Below are 23,567 nucleotides of genomic sequence, written 5' to 3' on the forward strand. Positions count from 1 at the left end.
GCCCCACCCACGCGCCGCGAAGGGTTCATTCGGTGTGGACGGCCATGTCCCAGACGCGTTGCGCGATGGGGTTGCTCTGCTCCTCGAGGATGTGGGCCATCAGCCCCACGGACCGTCCTATCATCGTCAGGGCTTTGCCCAACTCCGGCGTCAGTCCCATGTCGAGCACGATCGCGCCCTTCGCGCCCGTCGCGTTCAAGGGAATCTTGCGGCCAGACTGGCGCGCGGCAGCGGCAGCCAGCTCCACGGCGAAGCGGGAAAAATTGCCGTAGTATCCGCAAGCCCTTGCGATCTCGAACATTTTTTCGCAGCGGGGATCGCCATCTACGTGTATTGGATGGCCGATGCCGGGAATCTTGCGCTTTGCCGCCTTGTTGGCGGTGACGCATTCCTCGGCATAGCGGCGCAGTTCCTCGTCTGTGTAGCTGTCTTGCTCGGGCAAGGCGTCGCGCAGAAAGCGCGCGGCGTATTCGATCACACCGAGAAAGCGGCTGCCGGCGCCCAGCAGCCCTGCCGCCAGGGCGCCCTGCATCGCCTCGGGCGCGCCATGCAGCGTCAGCCGCGCCGACAAGGCGCTGGGCGTGAGGCCATGGTCGGTCGCGCTCACCAGGAACAGGTTGAGCATGGTCTTCAACTGAGGCGTGGGGAACTCGCCCAGCAGCTCCAGGGCCAGCACGTCGATGAAATCGCGCTGGAACAGGTCCTGCACCAGGTCGTGGCCTCGCACCAGGATGGTATGGGCGTCGCCGCCTCCGATCTTGCTGTCAAGCATTTGAAATCTCCGTGTTTTCTCCAGCGCGACGATGCCCGCCGCGCCGGTCTGCTATTCGATCACCGCATCCAGCGCCACCACGCCATCGCCGGCGTCGAGCACCACCAGCGGGTTCACCTCCAGTGATTGCACGCCATTTCCAAGCGCGGTAAACAAGGCCGTGATGCGCTGCACGGCGTCCACCAAAGCCGCCTTGTCGCGCGCCGGCTGGCCGCGATGGCTGGCGAGACGCCGGACGATGCGCGTCCGCTCCAGCGCGCGCGCTATCTGCCCGGCGCTGGCCGGGAGATGACAACGCGCCACATCGGCCTCCACCTCCACCCAGACGCCGCCCGCGCCCACGCTCAGCACCGGACCGAAGACCTCGTCGCGATGCAGGCCCACCAGCATCTCCACGCCGCCCACCACCATTTCGGACACCAGCACGCCGCGGATGGCCGCGGCCGGCACCTGAAACCGCGACGCGCTCGCGACGATGTCCTCGAAAGCCTGGCGCACTTCGGCCTCGTCGCGCAGCCCCATCCGCACGCCGCCGACCTCGCTCTTATGCAGCACGCCGTCGGCCACCAGCTTGAGCGCCACCGGAAAACCGATTTTGCGCGCCGCCGCAGCCGCGTCTTGCGCCGTCGCGGCCTGGGATTCGCGGGGAGCGCGCACGCCGTACTGAGCCAGCAGCGCCTTGGCCTGCGCCTCGTTGCAAGGCAGTTGCACGGCAGGCGAGGCTACCGGCAGGCCCTCGGGCGGGGTATGCGGCGCCTCGTCAACGGCCAGGTCCGCGTATGCGCTCACGCGCTTGAGCGCCTGCATGGCGTTGCGCAGGCTGTAGACGGGCGCGAAGCCTTCCTCGATCAGCAGGTCGTGCGCCTGTCCACGGCGGCTGCTCATCCAGACAGGAACGAAAGCCTTGGCGCCGCCCCGCGCCACCGACAGCATGTTGCGCACCAGCCCTTCGGTGCTGGCCGAATAGTTGGAGGTGATGGGATAGAGCACGGCGTCCACGCCCGGATCCGCGAACAGCGGCGCCAGGCAGCGCCGCGCCAGATCCGGATCGGTCAGCGCCTTGGTGGTCAGGTCCACCGGGTTGGTCAGCGCTGCGTAGGCGGGCGCGTGCCGGGCCATTTCGGCGACGGTTTCATCCGCCAGCACAGCCATGGCCAGCCCGGCTTCGCCCACCTTGTCGGCGGACAGCACGCCCGCGCCACCCGACGAGGAATACACGCAGATGTTGCGCAGGCGGCGCACGCCCACGCGCGATATCAGGCTGGCGACGTCCAGCAGCTCGTCCAGGTCTTCCACGCGGATGACGCCGTACTGCGAGAACACCGCGTCGTTGACCGCATCCTCGCCGGCCAGCGACGCCGTATGCGACTGCGCCGCCTTCTTGCCGAAATCAGAACGGCCGATCTTCAGCGCGATCAGGGGCTTGCCCGCGCGGCGTGCGGCGGCCGCGGCCGCGATAAAACGCGGACCGCTGCGTATGCCTTCCATCACGGTGCAGATCAGGTCGGTGCCCGGATCATGCGCCAGCCAGTTGATGAAGTCCGCGCTGTCCAGGTCCAGCTCGTTGCCGGTGGAGAACCAGCGCGAGAAGCACACGCCCCGCTCGTTGCCCTGCATGAGCGAACGGCCCAGGCCGCCGCCCTGCGTCACCAGGCCGATGCGCGAGAGCTTTCCCGTCCTGCCGTCGTTGCGGAACTCAGTGGAGAAGGTCAGACCCAGGCGCGGCGCGAGCATGGTCATGCCCGCGCAGTTGGGACCGTACAGGCGCATGCCGCTGCGCTGCGCCACCGCCAGCATCTCGGCCTCCAGCGTGCGCCCCGCCTCGCCCAGCTCGGCGAAGCCGCCGGTGAACACGATGACGTAGCGCACGCCCTTGTCGGCGCAGGCGCGCAGCGTGGCGACGGCGGATTCGGCCGGCACCAGCAGCAAGGCCACGTCGATGCCTTGCGCCGGCACCGCGTCCACGCTGGCATGCAAGGGCTTGCCGAAGAGTTCGCCGCCCTTGGGATTGACCAGATGCACCTCGCCGTCGAAATCCGAGTGCTCCAGCACATTGACCACGGTGGTGTGGCCCAGCGTGCCGGGCTTGCTGGAAGCGCCCACGATCATGATCGAACGCGGCCGCGCCAGTTCCACCAGATCATCGAAGCGGACGTTGGGGTCGAACCGGGAAGGGCTGGCGCTCATGCGGCCTCCGGTCGGCACTTCATCAGCGTGGTCCATTCCGACTCCACCACGATCTCGCCGTTCTGGTTCCTTACCGTGCGCAGCATGGTCACGCGGCCCGTGCCGGGGCGCTTCTGCGACAGCGTCTTCTCGCCTATGCCGAGTTCGACGTGAATGGTGTCGCCGATCAGCACCGGCTTGCGCCACACGCAGCGCAGCTCGGTCAGCGCCAACCGGGTGCCGTCCATCAGCCGGTACACCGGCATGCGGGTGGTCAGGCCCGAGGCGATGGCCAGGGTCAGCATGCCGTGCGCGGCGCGCTGGCCGAATGGATGGCCCGCGGCGAACACGGCATCCGTATGCAAGGCGTTGTAGTCGCCGGACAGTCCAGCGAACTGCACCACATCGGCTTCGGTGACCGTGCGGCGCGGGCTCTCCCAGGACTGTCCGGGAGTCAGATCCTCGAAGTACAGGCGGCGGCCCAGGTGTTCGTCCAGATCGAATGGCGTGCTCATGCGTAGCGTCCTCCCGTCACGTGCACCGTCTCGCCCGTGGTGAAGCCGGCCAGGCGGGACGCCAGGAAGGCCACCGTGGCGGCGACGTCGGCCGGGTCGCCCAGGCGGCCGACCGGCGTGCTGGTCTTGGCGCGTTCGGTAAGCGCCTCGTAGTCGGGACGCTGCTGCATGCGCGGCGTCGAGATGACGCCCGGGGCGACCGCATTGGCGGTAATGCCGAACTTGCCGGACTCCAGCGCCAGCGAGCGGGTGAAGCCAATCAGTCCCGCCTTGGCGGCCGAATAATTGGTCTGCCCCGGATTGCCCAGGTGGGCGCGCGAGGCAATGTTGACGACGCGGCCAAAGCGCTGCTCCATCATCAGCGGCAACACGGCGCGCGAACAATGGAAAGCGCCCAGCAGCGTCACGTCCAGCACGGCGTGCCAGTCTTCTTCGGACATCTTGGTCAGATAGCGGTCGCGCGCGAAGCCCGCGTTGTTGACCAGGATATCCACCGTCTTCCAGCGCTCGACCGCCTGCTGCACGGCGCGGCCCACCTCGTCCTTGCGGGTCACGTCGGCGCGCACGCCCAGGACGCTCCCGCCCAGGGCCGACAGTTCCGCGCAGGCGGATTCGATCGCCGCTTCATTGGCGTCGCACACCACCACATTGCAGCCTTCCTGCACGAAGCGCCTGGCCATCGCCATGCCCAGCGTGCCCGCGCCGCCGGTGATGAAAGCGGTGCAACCATTCAGTTCCAGATCCATGATGCCTTTCCATTCGAGTTTCAATATTCCTGCCGCGCCGGGTCCCGTCGGGCCCGCCGTTCAATCGACCCGCAGGCGCGCCTGTTCCACCAGCGCCTTGGCGCCAGCTCTTTCCTTGGCCCAGAACGCCGCGAAGGCTTCAGGCGTGCTGCCCACCAGCGGCGTGTAAAGACGCGCGAAACGTTCCTGTACCTCCGGCATCTGCAAGGTTTCGCGCAGCACGCCGGAGAACTTGTCGACGATGGCTTGGGGCGTGCCCGCCGGCATGACCACCGCCTGCCAGGTAGTCACCTTGAATCCGGGCACGCCGGATTCGGCCACCGTGGGCACGTCGGGCATGTCGGCCACGCGCTGGTCGCCGCTGACGGCCAGTGCGCGCAGCGTGCCTTCCTTGATGAAGGGCGCGGTGGTCGAGCGGCTGTCCACCATGAAGGCCAGACGCCCGGCGATCAGGTCCTGCAAGGCCGGCGCGCTGCCCTTGTAGGGCACGTGCGTCATGGGCGCGTTCAGGGCCAGCGACAAAGCCGCGCCGGCCACGTGCATGGAACTGCCATGTCCGGCGGACCCATAGGACAGCGCCGCGCCGGGCTGCTTCGCCGCCTGCACCAGATCCTGCATGGTCTGGAACGGTGAAGACTTCGGCACCACCACCACCAACGGAGAATCGGTCAATTGCGTGACCGGCACGAACGCCGTGCCTGGATCGACCTGCACCCCCTTGTAGAGGTATGTGTTGATGGCCAGCGGCCCCACGTTGGCCCACAGCGCCGTGTAGCCATCGGGCTCGGCCGTGGCGACCGCCTGGTTGGCGATATTGCCGTTGGCCCCGGGCTTGTACATCGGCACCACGGGCTGCCCGAGCTTCTTCGACAGCTCGTCCTGCACCATCTTGAAGGCGATGTCCGAAGCGCCTCCGGGCGCGAAACCGATGACCATGCGGATGGGACGATCGGGCCATTCCGCCTGCGCGCCGGCCGCCAGCATGCAGGCGGCCAGGCCCGAGGCCAGCTTGACGATGAACTTCATGTTGTCTCCTGTGAGCGCCGCGCTAGATCGAGGTGTCGTACTTGACGTTCTTGAGCTGCGTGTTTTCGTAGATGGCTTCGAGTCCGCGCTCCTTGCCGATGCCGGACTGCTTGTAGCCGCCGAACGGCGCATCGAACGACGTCCGCAGACCGGTGTTGATGGCCACGCTGCCTGACTGCAGGCCACGCGCCATGCGCAGGGCGCGGCCGCCGTCGCGCGTGTACAGCACTGCCGCCAGGCCGTAGCGCGTGTCGTTGGCGATGCGCAGGGCATCGGCCTCGTCGCGAAAGCCGATCACGGATTGCACCGGGCCGAAGATCTCGTCCTGCGCGCTCTGCATGCGCGCATGGGAGTGCAGCAACAGCGTGGGCCGCACGAAATGGCCATTGACCGTGTCGCCTTCCAGCTGCATCTTGCCGTGGCGCGCCGGCTGCGCGCCCTCTTCCTGCGCCAGCGCCACGTACTTCTCCACGCGCTGCTTCTGGGCCGCGCTGACCAGGGGGCCCATCTCGGTGGCGGGATCCGCGGGCGAGCCGATGCGCACGGCATCCAGGCGCTGCCGCAGCAGGCCGAGGAATTCCTCGCGCACGGAATCCTGCACCAGCAGGCGCGTGCAGGCGATGCAGACCTGGCCGGAATTCTTGATGATGTCGCCCGCGGCCACGGCCACGGCCTTGTCCAGCGGCGCATCCTCAAACACGATCAGCGGTGATTTTCCGCCCAGTTCCAACGTGACCCGCTTCACGTCGGCAGCCCCCGCCGCCAGAATGCGCGCGCCCGTCACCGTGCCGCCGGTGAACGACACCCTTGATACCAACGGATGCGTGACCAGCCGTTCGCCCACCGTGGCGCCCGGGCCGTTGACCACGTTGATCACGCCAGGCGGAAAGCCGGCTTCCTCGAACAAGCGCGCCAGCGCCATGGTGGACAAGGGCGTCACTTCCGAGGGCTTGAGGATCACCGTGTTGCCCGCGGCCAGCGCCGGACCTAGCTTGTTGACGGTCAGCGTCATTGGATAATTCCACGGCATGATGAGCGCGCACACGCCCAGCGGCTCGCGTATCGTGAAATTCAACACCTCGGCATTGCCCACCGGTATGGTCTCGCCTCGCAGGGCCGGGATGATGCCCGCGAAGTATTCCAGCGACGCCGGCATGCCCTTGAGCGAATCCAGCGAATGCGTGATGGGCTTGCCCACGTTCAGCGTTTCGATCCAGGCGAGCTTTTCGCGGTCGCGCTCGAACAGTTCGGCCAGGCGCCGCAACAGCTTGCCGCGCTGCGCCGGCGTGGTTTTGCGCCAGTGCGTTTCAAAGACGGTGTGCGCGGCCTGCACGGCGGCATCGACGTCGGCCGCCGAGGCCTCATGCACGCTCGCCAGCACCTGGGCCGTGGCCGGATTGCAGGTATCGAACGTGCGGCCTTCGGCGCCAGCGCGCCAGCGGTCCCCGATCAGCAGTTCATAGGGGCGAGAATCAATGACATCCATGCGGGCGCTCCTTACACGGCCATTTGCAGGTACAGGGATTGGATTTCTTCGGCCGCGAGCACGCGCGGATTGATGGGCATGGACGCGCTCAGCATGGCCTGGCTGGCCAGCTGCCGGGCGTCCTGCTCCGACAGCGACAAGCCGGTAAAACGCAGCGGGATGCGGGCCAGCCGAGCCAGCGACTCGACCGCCTCGATCAGGGCCAGGGCGTCCTGCTGTTCATCGCCCGTGGCGGCAATGCCCAGCGCGCGCGCGGCGTCGGCGTAAGGCGCGGCCGCGGTCTGCGCCGTATGGCGCGACACCACGCTGAAGATCGGGCCCAGCACTTCCGCATGCGCCATGTGGACGCGCGATTCCAGCGGCGTACACATGGCGTGCACGGCATCGACCTTGCTCATGCCGATCGCAAGCCCCGCCATGTAGGCGCCCATCTGCATGTCGGCGCGCGCCCGCAGGCTGTCCGGCGCGCGCAGCACCTCGGGCAGCGCCCGCATGCACAGGCGCAAGGCCTGCAAGGCCATGGCCTTGCCGACAGGGGAAGGATCGGTATTGATCCAGGCGCCCAACGCATGCAACACGGCGTCGAAACCGCCCTGCGCGGTGGGGCGCGGCGGCAGGCTCAACGTGAGTTCTGGTTGCAGCGCCACCAGGGATGGGCGCGCGCGCAGCGAGCGGTGCAGGCGCTTGCGCCCATCGTCGCCTTGAATCAACGCGGCCGAGCTGCTTTCGCTGCCGGTGCCCGACGTCGTGGGCATGGCGATGAAGAGCGGGTCGGCGCCCTGGGCGGCGGCGTTCAACCAGGCCTGTCCTCGCGGCGCCTGCAATTCGTCGGCATCGAAGCCACCGGCGAGGCAGGCGTAGACCGCCTTTGCCACGTCAATGGCGCTGCCTCCGCCCACCGCCAGCACGCTGGCGCAATTCCGTTCGCGCGCCACGCGCAGCGCCGCCCGCACCTGAGCCAGGGCGGGATTGGGCACCACGCCGTGATAGACATGCCATTGCAGTCCCGGCACGGCGGCAAGCGCCGCCTCGACGACGGATCCCACGGCGCCCCAGGTGCCAGCGTCCGTCACCACCAGGGGCTGACGCAGGCGTTCGCCCGCGGCCGCCAAGGTTCTGGCCAGGGCGTTTCCGCCCCAATGGCAAACGCCCGGCCAGGCCATGACGCCCTGGCCCAGTAGCGCACAATCGTGCTGACCGCTCACATCATCCTCCTCATCTTGCATAATTTGCTATGCGAATTTATAATTCATTTAGTGAATTGATGATAAAAAAGGAGCTTGCCCATGTCAAGAGCCTCGGCTCGTGCGTCCAAGAACGACGTGACTGAAGATTCCGCCGAACCCGACCGCCAGTTCGTCACCGCGCTGGCCCGCGGGCTGGACATCCTGCGCTGCTTCAGCGCAGAACGACGCATGCTGGGCACGACGGAGCTGGCCCAGCTGACCGGTCTGGCGCAGCCCACGGTCTGGCGGCTGTGCCACACCCTGCAAAAGACGGGCTTCCTTGTCACCGTTCCCGGCAAGGACAAGCTGCAGCTGGGCATCGCCGCCATCGCGCTGGGCGGCGCGGCGCTGGCGGGACAGGAAGCGCTGGACGTCATCCGGCCGCTGCTGCAGGCGCTGGCCGACCGCTACCAGGTGGCGGTGGCGCTGGGCCGGCGCGACGGCGACAGCATCGTCTACCTGCTGCGCTGCCAAGGGAACTCGCCCCTGCTGATGAACCTGCGCGTGGGTTCGCGCATACCGCTGTTCCACAGCGCGATCGGCTGGGCCTACCTGGCCTGCTGCTCGCCCGAAGAACGCGAGGCCCTGCTGCAAGAGGCCCGCGCGTCCGGCAAGGCCGGCGACGCCACGGAGCAGCAGGCCATCGCCGACGCCATCGCCCAATATCCGGAGCGCGGCTTCGTCTATCACGAGCGCCCCGCCTACCAGATCAACACCGTCGCCGCCGCCATCGAACTGCCTGCCGGCGAACGCTACGTCGTCAGTTGCGGCGGCCCGGCGGCGCTGCTGCCCCGCCCGCTGATGCTGGACGAAGCCGGTCCCACGCTGCGGCAGCTGGCGCGCGAACTGCAGCCCATCCTGCTGATGGGGAGGCACGTGTGACCCTGCCTCTTGCGCCGGCCGTTCCGCAACGCTGGCCCACCCGCATCACCGAACTGATGGGCATGCGCTGGCCGCTGCTGCTGGGCGGCATGATGTGGCTGTCCGATGCGCGGCTGGTGGCGGCCATGGTGCGCGCCGGCGGCATGGGCTTCATCACCGCGCGCAGCTCGCGCACGGACCACGACTTCCGGCTGACGCTGCGCGAATGCGGCCAGCTGACCGGCGGCCTGCCGTTCGGCGTCAACCTCACGCTGTCGCGGCGCGCGGCCAACAACGAGGCCATGCTGACGCGGCTGCGCATCGCGCTCGACGAAGGCGTGCGCCTGTTTGAAACGGCGGGCCTGCCGCCCACGCCGCTGCTGCCCGCCATCCGCGAGGCCAGCGCCATCGTCATCCACAAGTGCGCGCACGTGCGCCATGCCGTCGCCGCCCAGAACATGGGCGTGGATGCGGTGACGCTGGTCGGCATGGAAGAAGGCGGCCACCCCGGCAGCAATCAGCTGCCCACGTTCCTCAACGGGGCCTATGCCCTGGAACAGCTGCGCATCCCGCTGGCGCTGGGCGGCGGCATCGGCCACGGCCGGCAGATCGCCGCGGCGCTGGCGCTGGGCGCCGACGCGGTGGTGATGGGCAGCGTCTTCACGCCGGCGCAGGAAACACCGGCGCACGCGGCATACAAGCAACGCGTGGTCGAGACCAGCGAGCACGGCACCCGCGCCGTGCTCGGCAGCCTGGGCGATACCTGGCGCATTCTGGACAACGAAAATGCCCGCAAGGTTGCCGCCTTGGAACAAGCCGGCGCGAGCCGCTACGCGGACTTCGGCGACCTGATCAGCGGCGAGCGCACCCAGGCCCTGGCCTACCAGGCGGGCCAGCACGAAGAAGGCATGCTGTCCATGGGGCCGGCGGTGGGCTTTGCCCGCAACATCGAACCCGTGGAAAACATCGTCCGACGGCTACAGCAGGAATGCGTGCAGGCCAGCGCGCGCTTCATGCGAATGGTCGATTCCGTCTGATTTCCCGCCCGCGTCGACGGGCGGCTCCACGCCCCCTTGCATCCCTGCCCCGCCTCGCGCGCGGCAGGGATTTTTCATGCGCCTGCGCGACCCGGTCTGACCACGGACCAAAAGCCCGTTATTGCGGCACCCCCAAGGCCGCAGTATCATCAATTCATTAAACGAATTAATAATTCGCAAAGCGAATTAAAAATGGATCACCCAAGAATCCATCCGCGCGACACGAACGCGCTCAACCCAGAAAAACAGGAGACGGAAATGAAGTTCAGCAAGATGGTGGCGGCAGCCCTGCTGGCCACGGGCTTCACGGCGGCCTCGGCCGCGCAATGGCCGGACAAGCCGATACGCGTGGTGATCGGCTTTGCGCCCGGGGGGCCTTCCGACATCGCCTTCAAGATGATGCAGGACGAGCTGGCCAAGAAGCTCGGCCAGCCCGTGATCCCGGACTACAAGCCGGGCGCCAACGGCAACCTCTCGCTGCTGGCCGCGGCCAGCGCCCCGGCCGACGGCTACACCATCCTCTGGACCAACGCGGCCACCATCGCCGTCAACCAATACCTGTACAAGGACTTGAAGATCGACCCGGCGCAGGCTTTCGCGCCCGTCGCTCAACTGACCGATTCGCCGCTGGTGGTGGTGGTGCCCAAGGATTCGCCCTACCAGACCATGGTGGACCTGATCAAGGCGATCAAGGCGGACAAACAGGCGACGATCACCTACGGATCGCCGGGCTATGGCAGTTCGGCGCACACCGCGGCATCCTCGCTCGCGCTCGCCTTGAACACCAGGCTCACGCATGTGCCGTACAAGGGCAGCGCGCCCGCGCTGCAGGACCTGATCGCGGGACGGCTGACGTTCATGATCGACAGCCGCTCCAGTTCCCTGCCCTACATCAAGGACGGCATGCTGCGCCCCCTGGCGGTCAGCGGCGCCGCCCGCGTCAAGGATCTGCCCGACCTGCCCACCATCGCCGAGTCTGGTGTCCCGGGCTTCAAGGTCACCACCTGGCAGGCCGTGGTCGTCCCCGCCGGCACACCCAAACCCATCATCGACAAACTGGCCCGGGCGCTGGAAGAAACCGCCGCCATGCCCGTCGTGCAGGAACGCTTCGAACGCATCGCCACCCCGCTGGTCAGCAGTTCGCCCGAGGCGTTCGCCCAGTTCTGGGCGGAGCACCGCGAGGCCACCCGCGACCTCGTGGAACGCGCCAACCTGAAGCTGGAGTGAACGCATGAGCAACATCGACCTGACGCCCGAACAACAGGAACTGCAGCACAGCATCCGCCGCTTCATGCTGGCGGAAGTGGCGCCCATCGTCGCGCGACACGAAAAGGCGCGGACCTTTCCGTTCGAACTCATGCCCAGGCTGGCAGCGCTCGGCTACCTGGGCGGCAATCTGCCGGAAGACCAGGGCGGACACGGCATCGACATGCCCACCTGGGCCATGATGATGGAAGAGCTGGGCTACCACTGGCTGTCGCTGCGCACCATCGTCAACATCACCAACGGCTCGATCAAGCGCCTGGCCGCCCACGGTTCGCCAGCGCAGAAAGAGCAGTATCTCAAGCCGCTCATGGCCGGCCGCCTCAAGGCCTGCACCGGACTGACGGAACCGAACACCGGTTCCAACATCGCCGGCATCCAGACGCGGGCCGAGCTGGTGGGCGACGAATGGGTGTTGAACGGCCGCAAGCTGTGGATCACCAACGGCTGCGACGCGGATGTCGCCATGGTGGTCGCGCGCACCTACAGCCCCACCTGTGAAGGCAAGCTGTCGACCTTCATCGTCGAACGCGCCCTGGCCAACTACGACGTGCGCAAGCTGGACACCATGGTGCTGCGCTGCACTGGCACGGCCGAGCTGGGCTTTGCCGACGTCCGCATTCCCAAGGAAAACCTGGTCGGCGAGGAAGGCGCGGCGCTCGCCGGTACGCTCAAAGGCCTGGACGCCGCGCGGCTGAACATCGCCATGGGCGCCGTCGGCGCCGCACAGGCGGCCCTGGACATGTCGATCGACCATGCCAAGCAGCGCGAGCAATTCGGCCGGCCCATCGGCAGCTTCCAACTGGTACAGAAGCATATCGTCGACATGACGGTCCGCGTCGAAGCGGCGCGCGCCCTGGGCATGCGCGCGGCCCATGCGCTGGAAGCGGGCAAGGACGTGCGCCAGGCCTGCTCCATCGCCAAGCTCTACGCCACCGAGGCCGCCCACGAAGTCGCCAGCATGGCGCTGCAAGTGCATGGCGGGCTGGGTTACTCGGAGGAGTATCCGATCGAGCGCATCTTCCGGGATACGCGCGGCGGCATGATTCCCGAAGGCACGACGGAGATCCAGACGCTGATCGCGGGGCGCGAGATCCTGGGGATGAACGCGATCGCCTAGCGAACAAGCAGCGGGAGACGCCAGTTCCCTGAGCGTCAGACGGGCCGCCGCCCATCCTCGGCGGAGGGCGTCGGCGCGGCCCGGCAAGGTTCGATGCGCCAATGAAAAAGCCGTCCCTCCCGGGACGGCTTTTCAGGCAGCAGCGCCCGACGCTCAGGCGTCGTTGGCCGCGTACCCCATGTTGAACTGCAGGCCGCCGGCCGATTCGCCATCGCTGGCTTGCCCGCGCGACTGGCCCAGGCGCGCCAGGTATTCGGCGGTGATGTCACCCGTGACGTATTCACCGTCGAAGCAGGACGCCTCGAAACGCGACAGCGCGGGATTGACGTCGCGCACGGCCTGCTGCATGTCGTGCAGATCCTGGTAGACCAAGGCATCGGCGCCGATGGTGCGGGCGATTTCCTCGTCGCTGCGGCCGGTGGCGATCAGCTCCTGCTGCGTCGGCATGTCGATGCCGTACACATTGGGGAAGCGCACCGGAGGCGCGGCCGAGGCGAAATAGACCTTGTTAGCGCCAGCGGCGCGCGCCATGTCCACGATCTCGCGGCTGGTCGTGCCGCGCACGATGGAATCATCCACCAGCAGCACGTTCTTGCCCTTGAACTCCATGCCGATTGCGTTGAGCTTCTGGCGCACGGATTTGCGGCGCACAGCCTGGCCCGGCATGATGAACGTGCGGCCGACGTAGCGGTTCTTGATCAGGCCCTCGCGGTAGTCCAGGCCCAGGCGCGCGGCCAGCTGCATGGCGGCGGGACGCGAGGAATCCGGAATCGGCATGACCACGTCGATGTCGCCCAGGCGCATGTTGCGCGCGACCTTGTCGGCCAGGTATTCACCCATGCGCAGACGCGCGCCGTAGACCGACGCGCCGTCAATCAGCGAGTCCGGCCGGGCGAAGTAGACGTATTCGAAAATGCAGGGCACCAGCTGCGGATTGTCGGCGCACTGGCGGCTGACGAAACGGCCGTCCAGGTCGATGAAGACCGCCTCGCCCGGCGCCACGTCGCGCACGAAGGCGAAGCCGCTGCCTTCCAGCGCCACCGACTCGGACGCCACCATCCACTCGACGCCCTCATCCGTTTCCTGGCGGCCGATGCACAGCGGACGGATGCCGTGCGGATCGCGGAAGGCCAGCAGGCCGTAGCCGGAAATCTGAGCCACCACGGCGTAGGCGCCGCGCACGCGCTTGTGCACCGCCGCGACCGCGCGGAACATCGCATCGTCGTCCAGCGACACGCCGCTGGCGGCCGATTGCAGTTCGTGCGCCAGCACGTTCAGCAGGACTTCGGAATCGGAATTGGTGTTGATGTGGCGGCGGTCGACGCGGTAAAGCGATTCGCGCAGCTCGCGCCAGTTGGTCAGGTTGCCGTTGTGGGCGAACATGATGCCGAACGGGGCGTTCACGTAGAAGGGTTGTGCCTCTTCCTCGCTGGCGCTGGAACCCGCGGTGGGATAGCGTACCTGGCCGACGCCGGACGTGCCGGGCAGCGCGCGCATGTTGCGGGTGCGGAACACGTCGCGCACCAGGCCATGCGCCTTGTACATATTGAACTGGTTGCCTTGCGACGTTGCGATGCCCGCGGCGTCCTGCCCGCGATGCTGCAACAGCAGCAAGCTGTCATAGAGCAGCTGGTTGACCGGCCCGCGCCCGATGACCCCTACGATTCCACACATGGTGAGAGTTCCTGGTTGATGTGAAGCAAATCAATACGGCAGCCAGGTCGCCAGCGACGGCGGCAGCCACGTCTTGATATGTTTGATGGCCTCGATGGCCGAATGCGAAAACATGGCGTCCCGCCACCAGGGCTCCTGGGGCAAGGGCGTATAACCGGCGGCGGCGACCAGCGCCAGCACGATCAGCAGACCACGGGCCAGCCCGAACATTCCGCCCAGGCCGTGGTCGGCCGGGCTCAGTCCGGTGCTGCGGATCAAGGCTGAAAGCGTCATATTGACCAGGCCCACGCCTAGCAGCACGATAATGAACACCGCCGCGTAGGAAACCCCCATGCGCAGCAGCGTGGTTTCAATGTATGGCTCCAACCAGGCGTAGACCGTGGGTCCCCACCAGATCGCCGCCACGAACGCCAGCAGATACGCCACCAGCGACAGCACTTCCTTCAGCAGGCCGCGCACCAGGCCCAGCACACCCGATACCACCAGGATGGCCAGCACGACGAAGTCGAAACCGGTCACTACTGGGCGGCGATGAAGCCGTTGTCATAGCCCAGCGTGCGCAACCGCGCCTGGGCCGCCTGCGCCGCCTCGCGCGAGGGGAACGGCCCCACGCGCAAACGGTACTGCTGCTTGCCGCCGATGTTCGCCTGCTCCACGAAGGCGTTGGTCACGCCGGCCTGATGCAGCTTGCTGCGCCGCGACTGCGCGTCATCGGACGTGGTGTACGCGGCGACCTGCAATACGAAATTGCCCTTGGTCGCGGCCGGCTTTGCGGCGGGCGGCGTGGCGGCAGGCGCGCTGCGGCCCTCGAGCAACGCCAGCGCGCGGGCGCCGTCGTCGGTACGCGTTTCCGGCTTGGCGGCGGGCTTGGGATCGGGCTTGGGATCGGGCCTGGCGGCAGGCTTGGGGTCCGGCCTGGACGGCTGCGCCGCGGCCGACGTCGCCGGCGTGGTGCCGGCGGGCGGCACTTGCGGCTGGGCCGTGATCACGGGCGGCGGCACCGAGACCACCGGCGGCGGGGTTGGGATGGTTCCCGTGGGATCCGCCGGCGCGGCGGCGCCGGGCGTCTGGCCCGCGCCCTGCGCGGACGCCACGGGCGGCGCGACCTGCGGCTCGCTTACCTGGGGCTGGAACGGCGTGTTGCGTTCCGGCACCTTGATGGGGATGTTGTCCGCAACCGGAACCGGCTGGGAATCGAGCACCATGGGCAGCACGATGACGGCCGCCAGGACCAGCGCGATCGCGCCTGCCAGCCTGCGCCGCGCACGGCCGCGCAACTCCGCCGCCTGCACTTCGCTGGGCACGGCCGCCCGTTTGGAGGACTGCGCCTGGTCGGCAGGATCTTTGCGTTTGAAAAAACCCATGGAAGAGAATTCCTTGCGGCGCCTTTCGGCGGACGGCGCGGCGGCTTGCCGCCACCTTGCCGATGAACCGAATCTAGCCCCGATTGCCCGCGCTCTTGCCTATGCCTTGCGACCCAGGGCCTGCAAAACCGAGGCCACGGTGAGAAACGACCCGAACACCACGATTCTATCATTCTCGGCAGCCCGTTCGCGCGCTGCCGCGAAGGCCGCGGCGGGATCGGCATAGGCCTGCACGCTGGGATTTTCACCGCCCGCTGGCGCAGCCGGCAGGGCCTGGCCGACCTGCCGCGCCAGGTCTTCGCCGCTGGCGCCGCGCGGGCCCGGCAGGCCGGCGCAATACCAATGGTCGACGCGCGAGCCCAGCTTGGCGACGACGCCCGCCAGGTCCTTGTCGTTCAGCATGCCGAAGACCGCGTGGGTGTACGGATGGAAACCCATGTTGTCCAGGTTCTGCGCCAGCACCGCGGCGGCGTGGGGATTGTGCGCCACGTCCAGGATGACGGCGGGCTGGCCGGGCAGGATCTGGAAACGGCCGGGCAGCGAAGCCTGCAACAACCCCATGCGCACGGCCTGCTGCGGCACGGGCAGCAGGTCGCGCACCGATTCCAGCGCGGCCAGCGCCGCCGAGGCGTTGAGCAGCTGATTGGCGCCGCGCAGCGCGGGATAGGCCAGCGCGCTGCGGCGCTGTTCGCGCCCGCCGTAGGCCCATTGCTGGCGATCGCCCGAGTAATTGAAATCGCGGCTGAACAGCCACAGATCGGCGCCGATGGCGGCGGCATGGTCCAGCAACGACTGCGGCGGCGACGGATCGCTGCAGATGGCGGGCTTGCCCGACCGGTAGATATGCGCCTTCTCGAAGCCGATCTTCTCGCGCGTGTCGCCCAGCCAGTCCATGTGGTCCAGGTCCACGCTGGTGACGATCGAACAGTCCGCGTCGACGATATTGACCGCGTCCAGCCGGCCGCCCAGGCCCACTTCCAGCACCACGGCGTCCAGCCGCGACTGCGAGAACAGGCGCAGGATCGCCAGGGTGGTGAACTCGAAATAGGTCAACGAGGTGTCGCCCCGGGCGGCTTCAACCGCCTGGAACTGCTCGATCAGCGCCTCGTCGGTGGCGATCTGGCCGTTGACGCGGGCGCGCTCGTTGAAATCGATGAGATGGGGCGAGGTGTACAGCCCGACCTTGTAGCCCGCGGCCAGCAGAATGGCCTCCAGCATGGCGCAGGTGGACCCCTTGCCGTTGGTGCCGCCGACCACGAACTTGACGCCGGACAGCGCCAGCCCCAGCCGATCGGCCACCTCGCGCACCCGCTCCAGGCCCATGTCGATGGCCGTGGCATGGATGGATTCCAGATAGCGCAGCCAATCGGACAGGGTGGCGGCGGGCGCGGGCTTTTGGACAGGAGACATGGACGGACGGCAGAGAGGAACGCAACACGCGATTCTATCAGCGCGAGACCGGCGTTTTCCCTAATCCCCCCTTGGACGGCCTGGAATCGCGCGCAAAATGCCTTGCCGATATTTTTCTCATATATAAAAATAAATTCATGAATGAGAATTTCATGGAGCCCGCATGAGTCTGGACACCAGAACGAAACCCACCCCTGCCTGGCTGGTGCGCGAGGCCGATGTGCCCGGCTACCACCCGGCCAACCACACCGGCACGCTCAACCGGCGCCTGATCGGCCCCGACACCGTCGGCTCGCGCCACGTGGAAGTGCTGCTGGGCGTGATCGAAAAGGGCCAGGGCGCCCTGCCGCATGCGCATCCCGGCATCGAACAGGTCTGCTACCTGTTGTCCGGCACCGCGCGGGCGCAGGTGGCGGACGAATGGGCCGACATGGCGGCGGGCGACTGCTGCTATTTCCCGCCGGACGTGCCGCACGTCTTCACCGTGACCAGCGACCAGCCCGCGCGGCTGCTGGTGATCTACTCCCCACCCTATGAAGAATCGCCGGACCGCGTGATACGCGGCTTCCCGACGCCCCCCGCCGCCTGACGCGGCGCCCCGCCGGCCGTGGCGGCCGCAGAAGCCGCCCGCGCCATCCCACCAAGGAGACCAGCCATGAAACCATCGCGCCTGCTCGGCGCCGCGCTGCTTGCCGGCGCGGCCCTGCTGCCCGCGGTCGCGGTCCGCGCCGCGGACTATCCCGCCAAGCCCATCACGCTGATCGTGCCCTTCCCCGCCGGTTCCGGCACCGACGCGGTCGGGCGCATTTTCGGCAACGAACTCTCGTCCATCCTGGGCCAGCAGGTCATCGTCGAGAACAAGCCCGGCGCCAACGCCACCATCGCCGCCAGCCTGGTGGCGCGCGCCCGCCCCGACGGCTACACGATCTTCGTCACCACCAACACCTCGCACTCGGCCGCGCCCTGGCTGATGAAGAACGTGCCCTACGACCCCGTGAAGGACTTCACGCCCATCGCGCGCGGCGGCAACCTGCCCTTCATCCTGGTCGCCAACCCCAAACGGCCCTGGATAACGGTCGCCGACCTGGTCACCGATGCGCGCCAGCGCCCCGGGCGCATCACCTATGCCAGCGGCAACAGCACCGGCATCGTGGCCGGCGCCACGCTGGCCCGCCGCGCCAATATCGACATCCTGCACGTGCCCTATAAAGGCACGCCGCAGGGCCTGACCGACGTGGTCGGCGGACAGGTGGATTTCATGTTCACCGACCTGGCTTCCGGCCTGCCCTTCGTGCAGTCCGGCCAGTTGCGGGCGCTGGCGGTGTCCACCGCGCAGCGCAGCGCCATCGTCCCCGACCTGCCCTCCATGGCCGAATCCGGCGTGCCGGATTTCGACCTGAACTCCTGGAACGGTTACTTCGGCCCGGCCGGACTGCCGCCCGAGGTCGTCGCCCGGCTCAACGCGGCGATCAACCAGGTCGTCGCCAGGCCCGAGACCCGCCAGCGCCTGGCCGCGCTGGGCTTCGACGCGTTCTCGGGCACGCCGCAGGACTTCGCCCGCTTCGTGGGCGAGCAGCGCGACCTGTGGGGCAAGCTGATCCGCGATGCCGGGATCGAGCAGCAATGAGCCCGCAACCCGCCTCCGCCTCCGCCGGCCCGCTGGCCGGCGTGCGCATCCTGGACCTCAGCTCGGTCGTCATGGGCCCCTACGCCACCCAGGTGCTGGGCGACCTGGGCGCGGACGTGGTCAAGGTCGAGTCCCCCGCCGGCGACAACCTGCGCGCGGTCGGCCCCATGCGCAATCCCGGCATGGGCCATCTGCACCTGCACCTGAACCGCAACAAGCGCTCGATCGCGCTGGACCTGAAGACGCCCGAGGGCCGCGAGGCCTGCCTTCGGCTGGCCGAGGGCTGCGACGCCCTGCTCTACAACATCCGCCCCCAGGCCATGGCCAGGCTGGGCCTGTCCTATGAAGCGGTGGCGGCGCGCAATCCGCGCATCGTCTACCTGGGCGCCTATGGCTTCGGCGAGCAGGGACCCTACGCCGGGCGGCCCGCCTACGACGACCTGATCCAGGGACAGGCTGGCATCGCGGCGCTGTATGCGCGGCAGAGCGGCGAGGTGCCGCGCTACGCGCCCCTGACGCTGGCGGATCGCGCCGTCGGCCTGCATGCCGCCATCGCGCTGGTGTCGGCCGTGCTGCATGCCCGCGCCAGCGGACGCGGCCAGCAGGTCGAGATTCCCATGTTCGAGGGCATGGCGCACATGACGCTGGGCGACCACCTGGGCGGCGCCACGTTCGACCCGCCGCTGGGCCCCGCCGGCTACGCCAGGCTGCTCGCGCCGCACCGCCGGCCCTACGCCACGGCCGACGGCTACCTGTGCCTGCTGATCTACAACGACAAGCACTGGCGCAACTTCTTCGCCCTGATCGGCCAGCCGGAACTGGCCGACGATCCGCGCTTTCGCAGCCATGGCGCGCGCGCCGCGCACATCGGCGAGGTCTACGCCTTCGTCGCCGATGTCATCCGCCACCGCGCCACGGACGACTGGCTGGCCGATCTGGCGCGCGCCGACATCCCGGCGGCCCGCCTGCACGCCATCGAAGACCTGCTGGATGACGAACACCTGGCCGCCACCGGTTTCATCCGCGCGCAGAACCACCCCACCGAAGGCCGCCTGCGCACGCCCGCGCCGCTGGGCCGCTACGCCGGCACGCCCACCGCCATCCGCCGCCCCGCCCCCGCGCTGGGCCAGCACAGCCGCGAACTGCTGGCGGAAGCCGGTTACGACGAGGCCGCCATCGATGCCCTGTTCGCGCGCGGCGCCGCCCTTTCTCCCGATTCCCCGGAACCCCCAGGAACGCCAGATGGACTTTGAATTCACGCCTGACCAGCAGGCGCTGCGCGCCGCCGTCTCCCGCATCTGTGAACGCTATCCCGACGAATACTGGCTGGAGCGCGACCGCGAAGGCGGCTTTCCCGAGCCGCTGCACGCCGACCTGGCCCGCGACGGCTGGCTGGGCATCGCCATGCCGCAGGAATACGGCGGCGCCGGCCTGGGCATGACCGAGGCGGCGCTGATGATGCAGACCATCGCCGCGTCCGGCGCGGGCTTTGCCGGCGCGTCGGCCGTCCACATGAACATCTTCGGGCTGAATCCGGTGGTGGTGTTCGGCGACGACGCCCAGCGCCGCCGCTGGCTGCCGCCCCTGATCGCCGGCCGCGAAAAGGCCTGCTTCGCCGTGACCGAGCCGGACGCCGGGCTGGACACCACCAAGCTGGGCACGCGGGCCGTGCGCCAGGGCGATGAGTACGTGGTCCACGGCCGCAAGATCTGGATCTCGACGGCCCAGGTGGCGCACAAGATGCTGCTGCTGGCGCGCACCACCCCGCTATCGGAGGTGGACAAGCCCACCCAGGGCCTGTCGCTGTTCTATACGGACCTGGACCGGTCCAAGGTGGAAGTCCGGGAGATCGAGAAAATGGGTCGCAAGGCCGTGGACTCGAACATGCTGTTCATCGACGGGCTGCGCATCCCCGTGGCCGACCGGGTCGGCGAGGAAGGCCGAGGCTTCGAGTACATCCTGCACGGCCTGAACCCGGAACGCATCCTGATCGCGGCCGAGGCAGTGGGCATCGGCCGCGCCGCGCTGGAGCGCGCGGTGCGCTATGCCGGCGAGCGCGTGGTGTTCGGCCGCCCGATCGGCCAGAACCAGGGCGTGCAGCATCCGCTGGCCCAGGCCTGGATGCAGCTGGAAGCGGCCGACCTGATGGTATACAAGGCGGCCAGCCTGTACGACGCCGGCAAGCCCTGCGGCCCCGCCGCGAACTCGGCCAAGTACCTGGCCGCCGAAGCCGGCTACAACGCCTGCCAGACCGCCGTCATGACGCTGGGCGGCATGGGCTACGCCAAGGAATACCACGTGGAACGGCTGCTGCGCGAGAGCTTCATTCCGCGCATCGCGCCGGTCAGCCCGCAGCTGATCCTGTGCTTCATCGCGGAGAAAGTGCTGGGACTGCCCAAGTCCTATTGAGCGCGGCGCGACAGGGCGGACCGTCCGGCGGGGTTGCGTGCCGCCGCCGGTCGCCCTCAGGCCTGCCGCTCCAGCCCGGCGCAGGCCGAGCGCAGGATGCTGGCGTACTCCGCCTGCCTGGGTTCGATGCGGTATATCGGCCCGCCGACCGAAATGGCGTAGTGCTCGCCCGACAGGGTCAGCGGCCAGGCGATCGCCCCCACATCCGCGATGGATTCACCGTTGTTCATAAACCAGCCGCGCTGGCGCGACAGTCCGATATCCGCTTCCACCTGCGCCGGCGTCGTCAGCGTCCGCTCGTTGTAGCGGGTCATTTCCACGTTGGCCAGCATCGCCGCGCGTGCCGGCTCGTCCAGCAATGAAATCAGCGCCTTGCCCAGCGAATTGGCATGGATGCTCTTGAATTCGCCGGCGACCGGCGCGTAGCGGATCGTGTGCGGGGAATCCAGCACGTCCAGGTAGACCACCCGCGCGTCCTGGCTCAGCTTGGCGAAGACCACGGTCTCCTTGGTTGCGTCCCTTAATTCCACCAGGCTGGGATAAACCCGGTCCAGGACCGGATCGGCATGAGCGATGCGCTGCGCCATCGCCAGCAGGCGTCCCGTGGGGTAGTACCCCTGGCGCCGTCCGGTTTCATAGAGATAACCCAGCCCGGTCAGCGTGCGGATCAGCGCCAGGCAGCTCGACACCGGCACATCGAGCAGCCGGGCGAGCTCCGACAGGGGCAAGGCGCGCTTCTCGCGGGCATAGGTTTCGATGATTTCGATGACGCGCAGCGCCGTCTTGACACTCATTGCCCTGTCCACAACCCCGGAACGTGAGAAATATCTTGTTTCAGATGGCGCTAAAGTTCGCCCCTGAGCGTGCCGTTATGGTAACTGAGAATTTCCTGATAACAGCGCGCTCCTCCGAGACGCCCGCACCGCCGCTGGAGTGATCATGGCCGTATCCCCCTTAGCCCCCGCCTCGTATGCCCCCGTGGCGGTAGCGCCTGCGCCCGCCGTCCCGGACCCATCCGTCACTGTTGCGCCTGCCGCTGCCTCAGCCCATAGCGGCGGCTCGGACAGCGCCACGTCCGAGCAGTCGGATTCGCAGAAGCTGCCGCTGGAACGCGCACTCGACGAAATCAACGACCAGATGAAAGCCTGGTCCACCCAATTGCAGTTCGAGGTCGACCCCGACGTGCATCAGATCGTGGTGTCCGTGGTCGACTCCGAATCGGGCAAGGTCCTGCGGACCATCCCGAGCGAAGCTGTTATCAAGATCGCCAAAATGATCGTCAACATGCAGGGAAATGGCATCAAAACCTCGGTTTGATCCGTACCCAATATATTTCAGAGAATGCCTTTCAGTCCGCGCGCGCGGGCGGAAAGACCGAATTAAGCCAGCCTTATGCCCTTACCCGGCCAATCGCTGACCTCCAATCTTTGACAGAATCATATCGCTAGGAAGGAATCTCACATGGCCTCCATTACCAACCTTGGTTCGGTCTCCGGCCTGCCCCTGGAAAAGATCCTGACGGATCTGGCGGCAGCCAACGACAAGGACCTGCAGCGCTACACGACGCGAGCGACGAGCTATCAGGCGCGCATCAACGCCTACAGCCAGCTGCAAAGCGCGCTGGAAGCGGTGCAGAAGTCCGCCGCCACGCTGGGCAAGCCGGAGACCATGGCCGCCATGATGGGCAGCGTCACCGGCGGCAACGCCTTGACCGCCACCGTCGGCGAAGGCGCCGTCGCGGGCCAGTACACGATCGAAGTGAAGAACCTGGCCATCGCGCAGGGTCTGCGCTCCGGCGCCGTGGCCGACCGGACCGCCAAGAACGGCGACACTGGCACCTTCGAGATCGAACTGACCGACGGCACCAAGCGCACCATCGACCTGAAGGGCGACACCTCGCTCAACGGCATCGTCAAGGCCATCAACGCCGACGACAAGGCGGGCGTGCGCGCCACGGTGCTGAACGATGGCAACGGCAACAACTACCTGATGCTGACCGCCAAGGACACCGGCGTGCAGGCCTCGGTGAAGAACATCACCGTCACCGGCGACCAGTCGCTCAAGAATATCCTGGGCTTCAGCACCGCCGCCGACGGCACCACCAGCGGCATGACCCAGACCAAGGCCAAGGACGCCGAACTCGTCATCAACGGCCTGACGGTCAAGAGCGGCTCGAACAACGTCTCCAAGGTCATCGACGGCGTGACGCTGAACCTGACCGACACCACGCCGACCGACAAACCGATCCAGCTCAAGCTGGAAGCCGACGTCTCGGTCGCCACCAAGGCGGTGCAGGATTTCGTCAAGACCTACAACGCGCTGCAGACCACGATCAAGGGCCTGACCGCGTACAACCCCAAGGAACCGGACGACACCAAGAAGGCCAGCCCGCTGACCGGCGACGGCACCACCCGTTCGATCCAGTCCGCCGTTTCCAGCGTGCTGAGCGGCGCGCTGGGCTCCGGCAACATCAAGTCGCTGGCCGACCTGGGCATCACCACCGATCCCCTGACGCGCCAGCTCAAGCTGGACAACGTCAAGCTGGACAAGGCGCTGAAGGAAAACCCGGCCGACGTGGGCACCCTGCTCAACGGCAAGGATGGCTTGGCCAAGAAATTCGACGCCGCCGTCAAGGATGTGCTGGGCAGCAACGGCTCGCTCAAGAACCGCACCGACGGCCTGAACAAGACCATTACCGACCTCGGCAACCAGCAGGCCCGCGCCAAGGCCGCCAGCGACGCCGAGCTGGCCGCCATGCGTACCCGCTTCATCGCGCTGGACAAGATGGTGGCCCAGATGAACTCCACCGGCGCGTACCTGAGCCAACAGTTCGCGGCGATGAACAAATCGTCCAAGTAACCCGTA

At 67.6% G+C, this 23,567-nt stretch carries 22 protein-coding genes; 10 read left to right on the forward strand and 12 right to left on the reverse strand.

Annotation, left to right across the window (positions count from 1 at the left end; genetic code table 11):
• Positions 1-25: 25 nt before the first annotated feature.
• From AC6LJ5_RS12800 to AC6LJ5_RS12830, 7 genes are read right to left on the reverse strand one after another with little or no spacing between them, the layout of a single operon-like run.
• A complete protein-coding gene (locus tag AC6LJ5_RS12800; RefSeq protein WP_498140656.1) occupies positions 26-772 on the reverse strand; it encodes a citryl-CoA lyase in 747 nt (248 codons plus the stop codon).
• Positions 773-823: 51 nt separating this feature from the next.
• A complete protein-coding gene (locus AC6LJ5_RS12805) occupies positions 824-2,995 on the reverse strand; it encodes an acetate--CoA ligase family protein (protein WP_498140657.1) in 2,172 nt (723 codons plus the stop codon).
• Positions 2,956-3,453, reverse strand: coding sequence for a MaoC family dehydratase (locus AC6LJ5_RS12810; RefSeq protein WP_498140658.1), 498 nt, complete (start codon positions 3,451-3,453; stop codon positions 2,956-2,958). Before AC6LJ5_RS12810 ends, AC6LJ5_RS12805 begins: the two co-directional genes overlap by 40 nt.
• The gene (locus AC6LJ5_RS12815; RefSeq protein WP_498140659.1) at positions 3,450-4,199 is read right to left on the reverse strand and encodes an SDR family oxidoreductase; all 750 of its coding nucleotides are present in this window, start codon (positions 4,197-4,199) and stop codon (positions 3,450-3,452) included. Before AC6LJ5_RS12815 ends, AC6LJ5_RS12810 begins: the two co-directional genes overlap by 4 nt.
• Positions 4,200-4,259: 60 nt before the next feature.
• The gene (locus AC6LJ5_RS12820; RefSeq protein WP_498140660.1) at positions 4,260-5,225 is read right to left on the reverse strand and encodes a Bug family tripartite tricarboxylate transporter substrate binding protein; all 966 of its coding nucleotides are present in this window, start codon (positions 5,223-5,225) and stop codon (positions 4,260-4,262) included.
• A gap of 22 nt (positions 5,226-5,247) precedes the next feature.
• Positions 5,248-6,711: an aldehyde dehydrogenase family protein gene (locus tag AC6LJ5_RS12825; protein WP_498140661.1), complete on the reverse strand. Its 1,464-nt coding sequence runs from the start codon at positions 6,709-6,711 to the stop codon at positions 5,248-5,250.
• 11 nt (positions 6,712-6,722) lie between these two features.
• Positions 6,723-7,916 carry an iron-containing alcohol dehydrogenase family protein gene (locus tag AC6LJ5_RS12830; protein ID WP_498140662.1) on the reverse strand — a complete coding sequence of 398 codons (1,194 nt, stop codon included), beginning with the start codon at positions 7,914-7,916 and terminating at the stop codon, positions 6,723-6,725.
• A gap of 81 nt (positions 7,917-7,997) precedes the next feature.
• Between AC6LJ5_RS12830 and AC6LJ5_RS12835 the strand changes: the two genes are divergently transcribed.
• From AC6LJ5_RS12835 to AC6LJ5_RS12850, 4 genes are all read left to right on the forward strand, one after another.
• Complete coding sequence (locus AC6LJ5_RS12835; protein WP_498140663.1) at positions 7,998-8,819, forward strand: IclR family transcriptional regulator; 822 nt, start codon at positions 7,998-8,000, stop codon at positions 8,817-8,819.
• Positions 8,816-9,835: an NAD(P)H-dependent flavin oxidoreductase gene (locus AC6LJ5_RS12840; protein ID WP_498140664.1), complete on the forward strand. Its 1,020-nt coding sequence runs from the start codon at positions 8,816-8,818 to the stop codon at positions 9,833-9,835. Before AC6LJ5_RS12835 ends, AC6LJ5_RS12840 begins: the two co-directional genes overlap by 4 nt.
• Positions 9,836-10,093: 258 nt before the next feature.
• Complete coding sequence (locus tag AC6LJ5_RS12845; protein ID WP_498140665.1) at positions 10,094-11,062, forward strand: Bug family tripartite tricarboxylate transporter substrate binding protein; 969 nt, start codon at positions 10,094-10,096, stop codon at positions 11,060-11,062.
• Between the two features lie 4 nt (positions 11,063-11,066).
• Positions 11,067-12,218 (forward strand): acyl-CoA dehydrogenase family protein, encoded by a 1,152-nt coding sequence (locus AC6LJ5_RS12850; protein WP_498140666.1) that lies wholly within the window; start codon positions 11,067-11,069, stop codon positions 12,216-12,218.
• 153 nt (positions 12,219-12,371) lie between these two features.
• Here AC6LJ5_RS12850 and purF read toward each other — a convergent pair whose 3' ends face one another.
• The 4 genes from purF to folC form a co-directional block, all read right to left on the reverse strand.
• Complete coding sequence (purF, locus tag AC6LJ5_RS12855) at positions 12,372-13,892, reverse strand: amidophosphoribosyltransferase (RefSeq protein WP_392411648.1); 1,521 nt, start codon at positions 13,890-13,892, stop codon at positions 12,372-12,374.
• 30 nt (positions 13,893-13,922) lie between these two features.
• Entirely contained in the window at positions 13,923-14,411 is a 489-nt protein-coding gene (locus tag AC6LJ5_RS12860) for a CvpA family protein (RefSeq protein WP_103274060.1), read from the reverse strand.
• Positions 14,411-15,256 carry an SPOR domain-containing protein gene (locus AC6LJ5_RS12865; protein WP_498140667.1) on the reverse strand — a complete coding sequence of 282 codons (846 nt, stop codon included), beginning with the start codon at positions 15,254-15,256 and terminating at the stop codon, positions 14,411-14,413. Before AC6LJ5_RS12865 ends, AC6LJ5_RS12860 begins: the two co-directional genes overlap by 1 nt.
• A gap of 99 nt (positions 15,257-15,355) precedes the next feature.
• Positions 15,356-16,666 (reverse strand): bifunctional tetrahydrofolate synthase/dihydrofolate synthase, encoded by a 1,311-nt coding sequence (gene folC, locus AC6LJ5_RS12870; RefSeq protein WP_498140668.1) that lies wholly within the window; start codon positions 16,664-16,666, stop codon positions 15,356-15,358.
• A 163-nt stretch (positions 16,667-16,829) separates the two neighbouring features.
• On the opposite strand from folC, the gene AC6LJ5_RS12875 reads away from it, so the two are divergent.
• The 4 genes from AC6LJ5_RS12875 (at position 16,830) to AC6LJ5_RS12890 (ending at position 20,702) form a co-directional block, all read left to right on the forward strand.
• Positions 16,830-17,255: a cupin domain-containing protein gene (locus AC6LJ5_RS12875; RefSeq protein ID WP_498140669.1), complete on the forward strand. Its 426-nt coding sequence runs from the start codon at positions 16,830-16,832 to the stop codon at positions 17,253-17,255.
• Positions 17,256-17,321: 66 nt separating this feature from the next.
• Positions 17,322-18,293 carry a Bug family tripartite tricarboxylate transporter substrate binding protein gene (locus AC6LJ5_RS12880; protein WP_498140670.1) on the forward strand — a complete coding sequence of 324 codons (972 nt, stop codon included), beginning with the start codon at positions 17,322-17,324 and terminating at the stop codon, positions 18,291-18,293.
• Positions 18,290-19,546, forward strand: a complete 1,257-nt coding sequence (locus tag AC6LJ5_RS12885; protein WP_498140671.1) for a CaiB/BaiF CoA transferase family protein — start codon at positions 18,290-18,292, stop codon at positions 19,544-19,546. The genes AC6LJ5_RS12880 and AC6LJ5_RS12885 overlap by 4 nt, the downstream gene beginning before the upstream one ends.
• Entirely contained in the window at positions 19,536-20,702 is a 1,167-nt protein-coding gene (locus tag AC6LJ5_RS12890) for an acyl-CoA dehydrogenase family protein (RefSeq protein ID WP_103274054.1), read from the forward strand. Before AC6LJ5_RS12885 ends, AC6LJ5_RS12890 begins: the two co-directional genes overlap by 11 nt.
• 56 nt (positions 20,703-20,758) lie before the next feature.
• Here AC6LJ5_RS12890 and AC6LJ5_RS12895 read toward each other — a convergent pair whose 3' ends face one another.
• Positions 20,759-21,496: an IclR family transcriptional regulator gene (locus AC6LJ5_RS12895; protein WP_498140672.1), complete on the reverse strand. Its 738-nt coding sequence runs from the start codon at positions 21,494-21,496 to the stop codon at positions 20,759-20,761.
• A gap of 145 nt (positions 21,497-21,641) precedes the next feature.
• Between AC6LJ5_RS12895 and AC6LJ5_RS12900 the strand changes: the two genes are divergently transcribed.
• Entirely contained in the window at positions 21,642-22,019 is a 378-nt protein-coding gene (locus AC6LJ5_RS12900; protein WP_498140673.1) for a flagellar protein FlaG, read from the forward strand.
• Between the two features lie 144 nt (positions 22,020-22,163).
• A complete protein-coding gene (gene fliD / locus AC6LJ5_RS12905) occupies positions 22,164-23,561 on the forward strand; it encodes a flagellar filament capping protein FliD (RefSeq protein WP_498140674.1) in 1,398 nt (465 codons plus the stop codon).
• Positions 23,562-23,567 lie beyond the last annotated feature (6 nt).

This window comes from Achromobacter sp. 1011791174 (assembly GCF_059760925.1).

What these genes read in the sequence shown, in the direction of transcription:
- AC6LJ5_RS12810 (WP_498140658.1), bottom strand. Translation starts at nt 3,453, where the DNA reads ATGAGCACGCCATTCGATCTGGACGAACACCTGGGCCGCCGCCTGTAC.
- fliD (WP_498140674.1), top strand. Translation starts at nt 22,164, where the DNA reads ATGGCCTCCATTACCAACCTTGGTTCGGTCTCCGGCCTGCCCCTGGAA.
- AC6LJ5_RS12890 (WP_103274054.1), top strand. Translation starts at nt 19,536, where the DNA reads ATGGACTTTGAATTCACGCCTGACCAGCAGGCGCTGCGCGCCGCCGTC.
- purF (WP_392411648.1), bottom strand. Translation starts at nt 13,892, where the DNA reads ATGTGTGGAATCGTAGGGGTCATCGGGCGCGGGCCGGTCAACCAGCTG.
- AC6LJ5_RS12805 (WP_498140657.1), bottom strand. Translation starts at nt 2,995, where the DNA reads ATGGACCACGCTGATGAAGTGCCGACCGGAGGCCGCATGAGCGCCAGC.
- AC6LJ5_RS12835 (WP_498140663.1), top strand. Translation starts at nt 7,998, where the DNA reads ATGTCAAGAGCCTCGGCTCGTGCGTCCAAGAACGACGTGACTGAAGAT.
- AC6LJ5_RS12880 (WP_498140670.1), top strand. Translation starts at nt 17,322, where the DNA reads ATGAAACCATCGCGCCTGCTCGGCGCCGCGCTGCTTGCCGGCGCGGCC.
- AC6LJ5_RS12875 (WP_498140669.1), top strand. Translation starts at nt 16,830, where the DNA reads ATGAGTCTGGACACCAGAACGAAACCCACCCCTGCCTGGCTGGTGCGC.
- AC6LJ5_RS12850 (WP_498140666.1), top strand. Translation starts at nt 11,067, where the DNA reads ATGAGCAACATCGACCTGACGCCCGAACAACAGGAACTGCAGCACAGC.
- AC6LJ5_RS12845 (WP_498140665.1), top strand. Translation starts at nt 10,094, where the DNA reads ATGAAGTTCAGCAAGATGGTGGCGGCAGCCCTGCTGGCCACGGGCTTC.
- AC6LJ5_RS12900 (WP_498140673.1), top strand. Translation starts at nt 21,642, where the DNA reads ATGGCCGTATCCCCCTTAGCCCCCGCCTCGTATGCCCCCGTGGCGGTA.
- AC6LJ5_RS12885 (WP_498140671.1), top strand. Translation starts at nt 18,290, where the DNA reads ATGAGCCCGCAACCCGCCTCCGCCTCCGCCGGCCCGCTGGCCGGCGTG.
- AC6LJ5_RS12800 (WP_498140656.1), bottom strand. Translation starts at nt 772, where the DNA reads ATGCTTGACAGCAAGATCGGAGGCGGCGACGCCCATACCATCCTGGTG.
- AC6LJ5_RS12865 (WP_498140667.1), bottom strand. Translation starts at nt 15,256, where the DNA reads ATGGGTTTTTTCAAACGCAAAGATCCTGCCGACCAGGCGCAGTCCTCC.
- AC6LJ5_RS12895 (WP_498140672.1), bottom strand. Translation starts at nt 21,496, where the DNA reads ATGAGTGTCAAGACGGCGCTGCGCGTCATCGAAATCATCGAAACCTAT.
- folC (WP_498140668.1), bottom strand. Translation starts at nt 16,666, where the DNA reads ATGTCTCCTGTCCAAAAGCCCGCGCCCGCCGCCACCCTGTCCGATTGG.
- AC6LJ5_RS12820 (WP_498140660.1), bottom strand. Translation starts at nt 5,225, where the DNA reads ATGAAGTTCATCGTCAAGCTGGCCTCGGGCCTGGCCGCCTGCATGCTG.
- AC6LJ5_RS12825 (WP_498140661.1), bottom strand. Translation starts at nt 6,711, where the DNA reads ATGGATGTCATTGATTCTCGCCCCTATGAACTGCTGATCGGGGACCGC.
- AC6LJ5_RS12815 (WP_498140659.1), bottom strand. Translation starts at nt 4,199, where the DNA reads ATGGATCTGGAACTGAATGGTTGCACCGCTTTCATCACCGGCGGCGCG.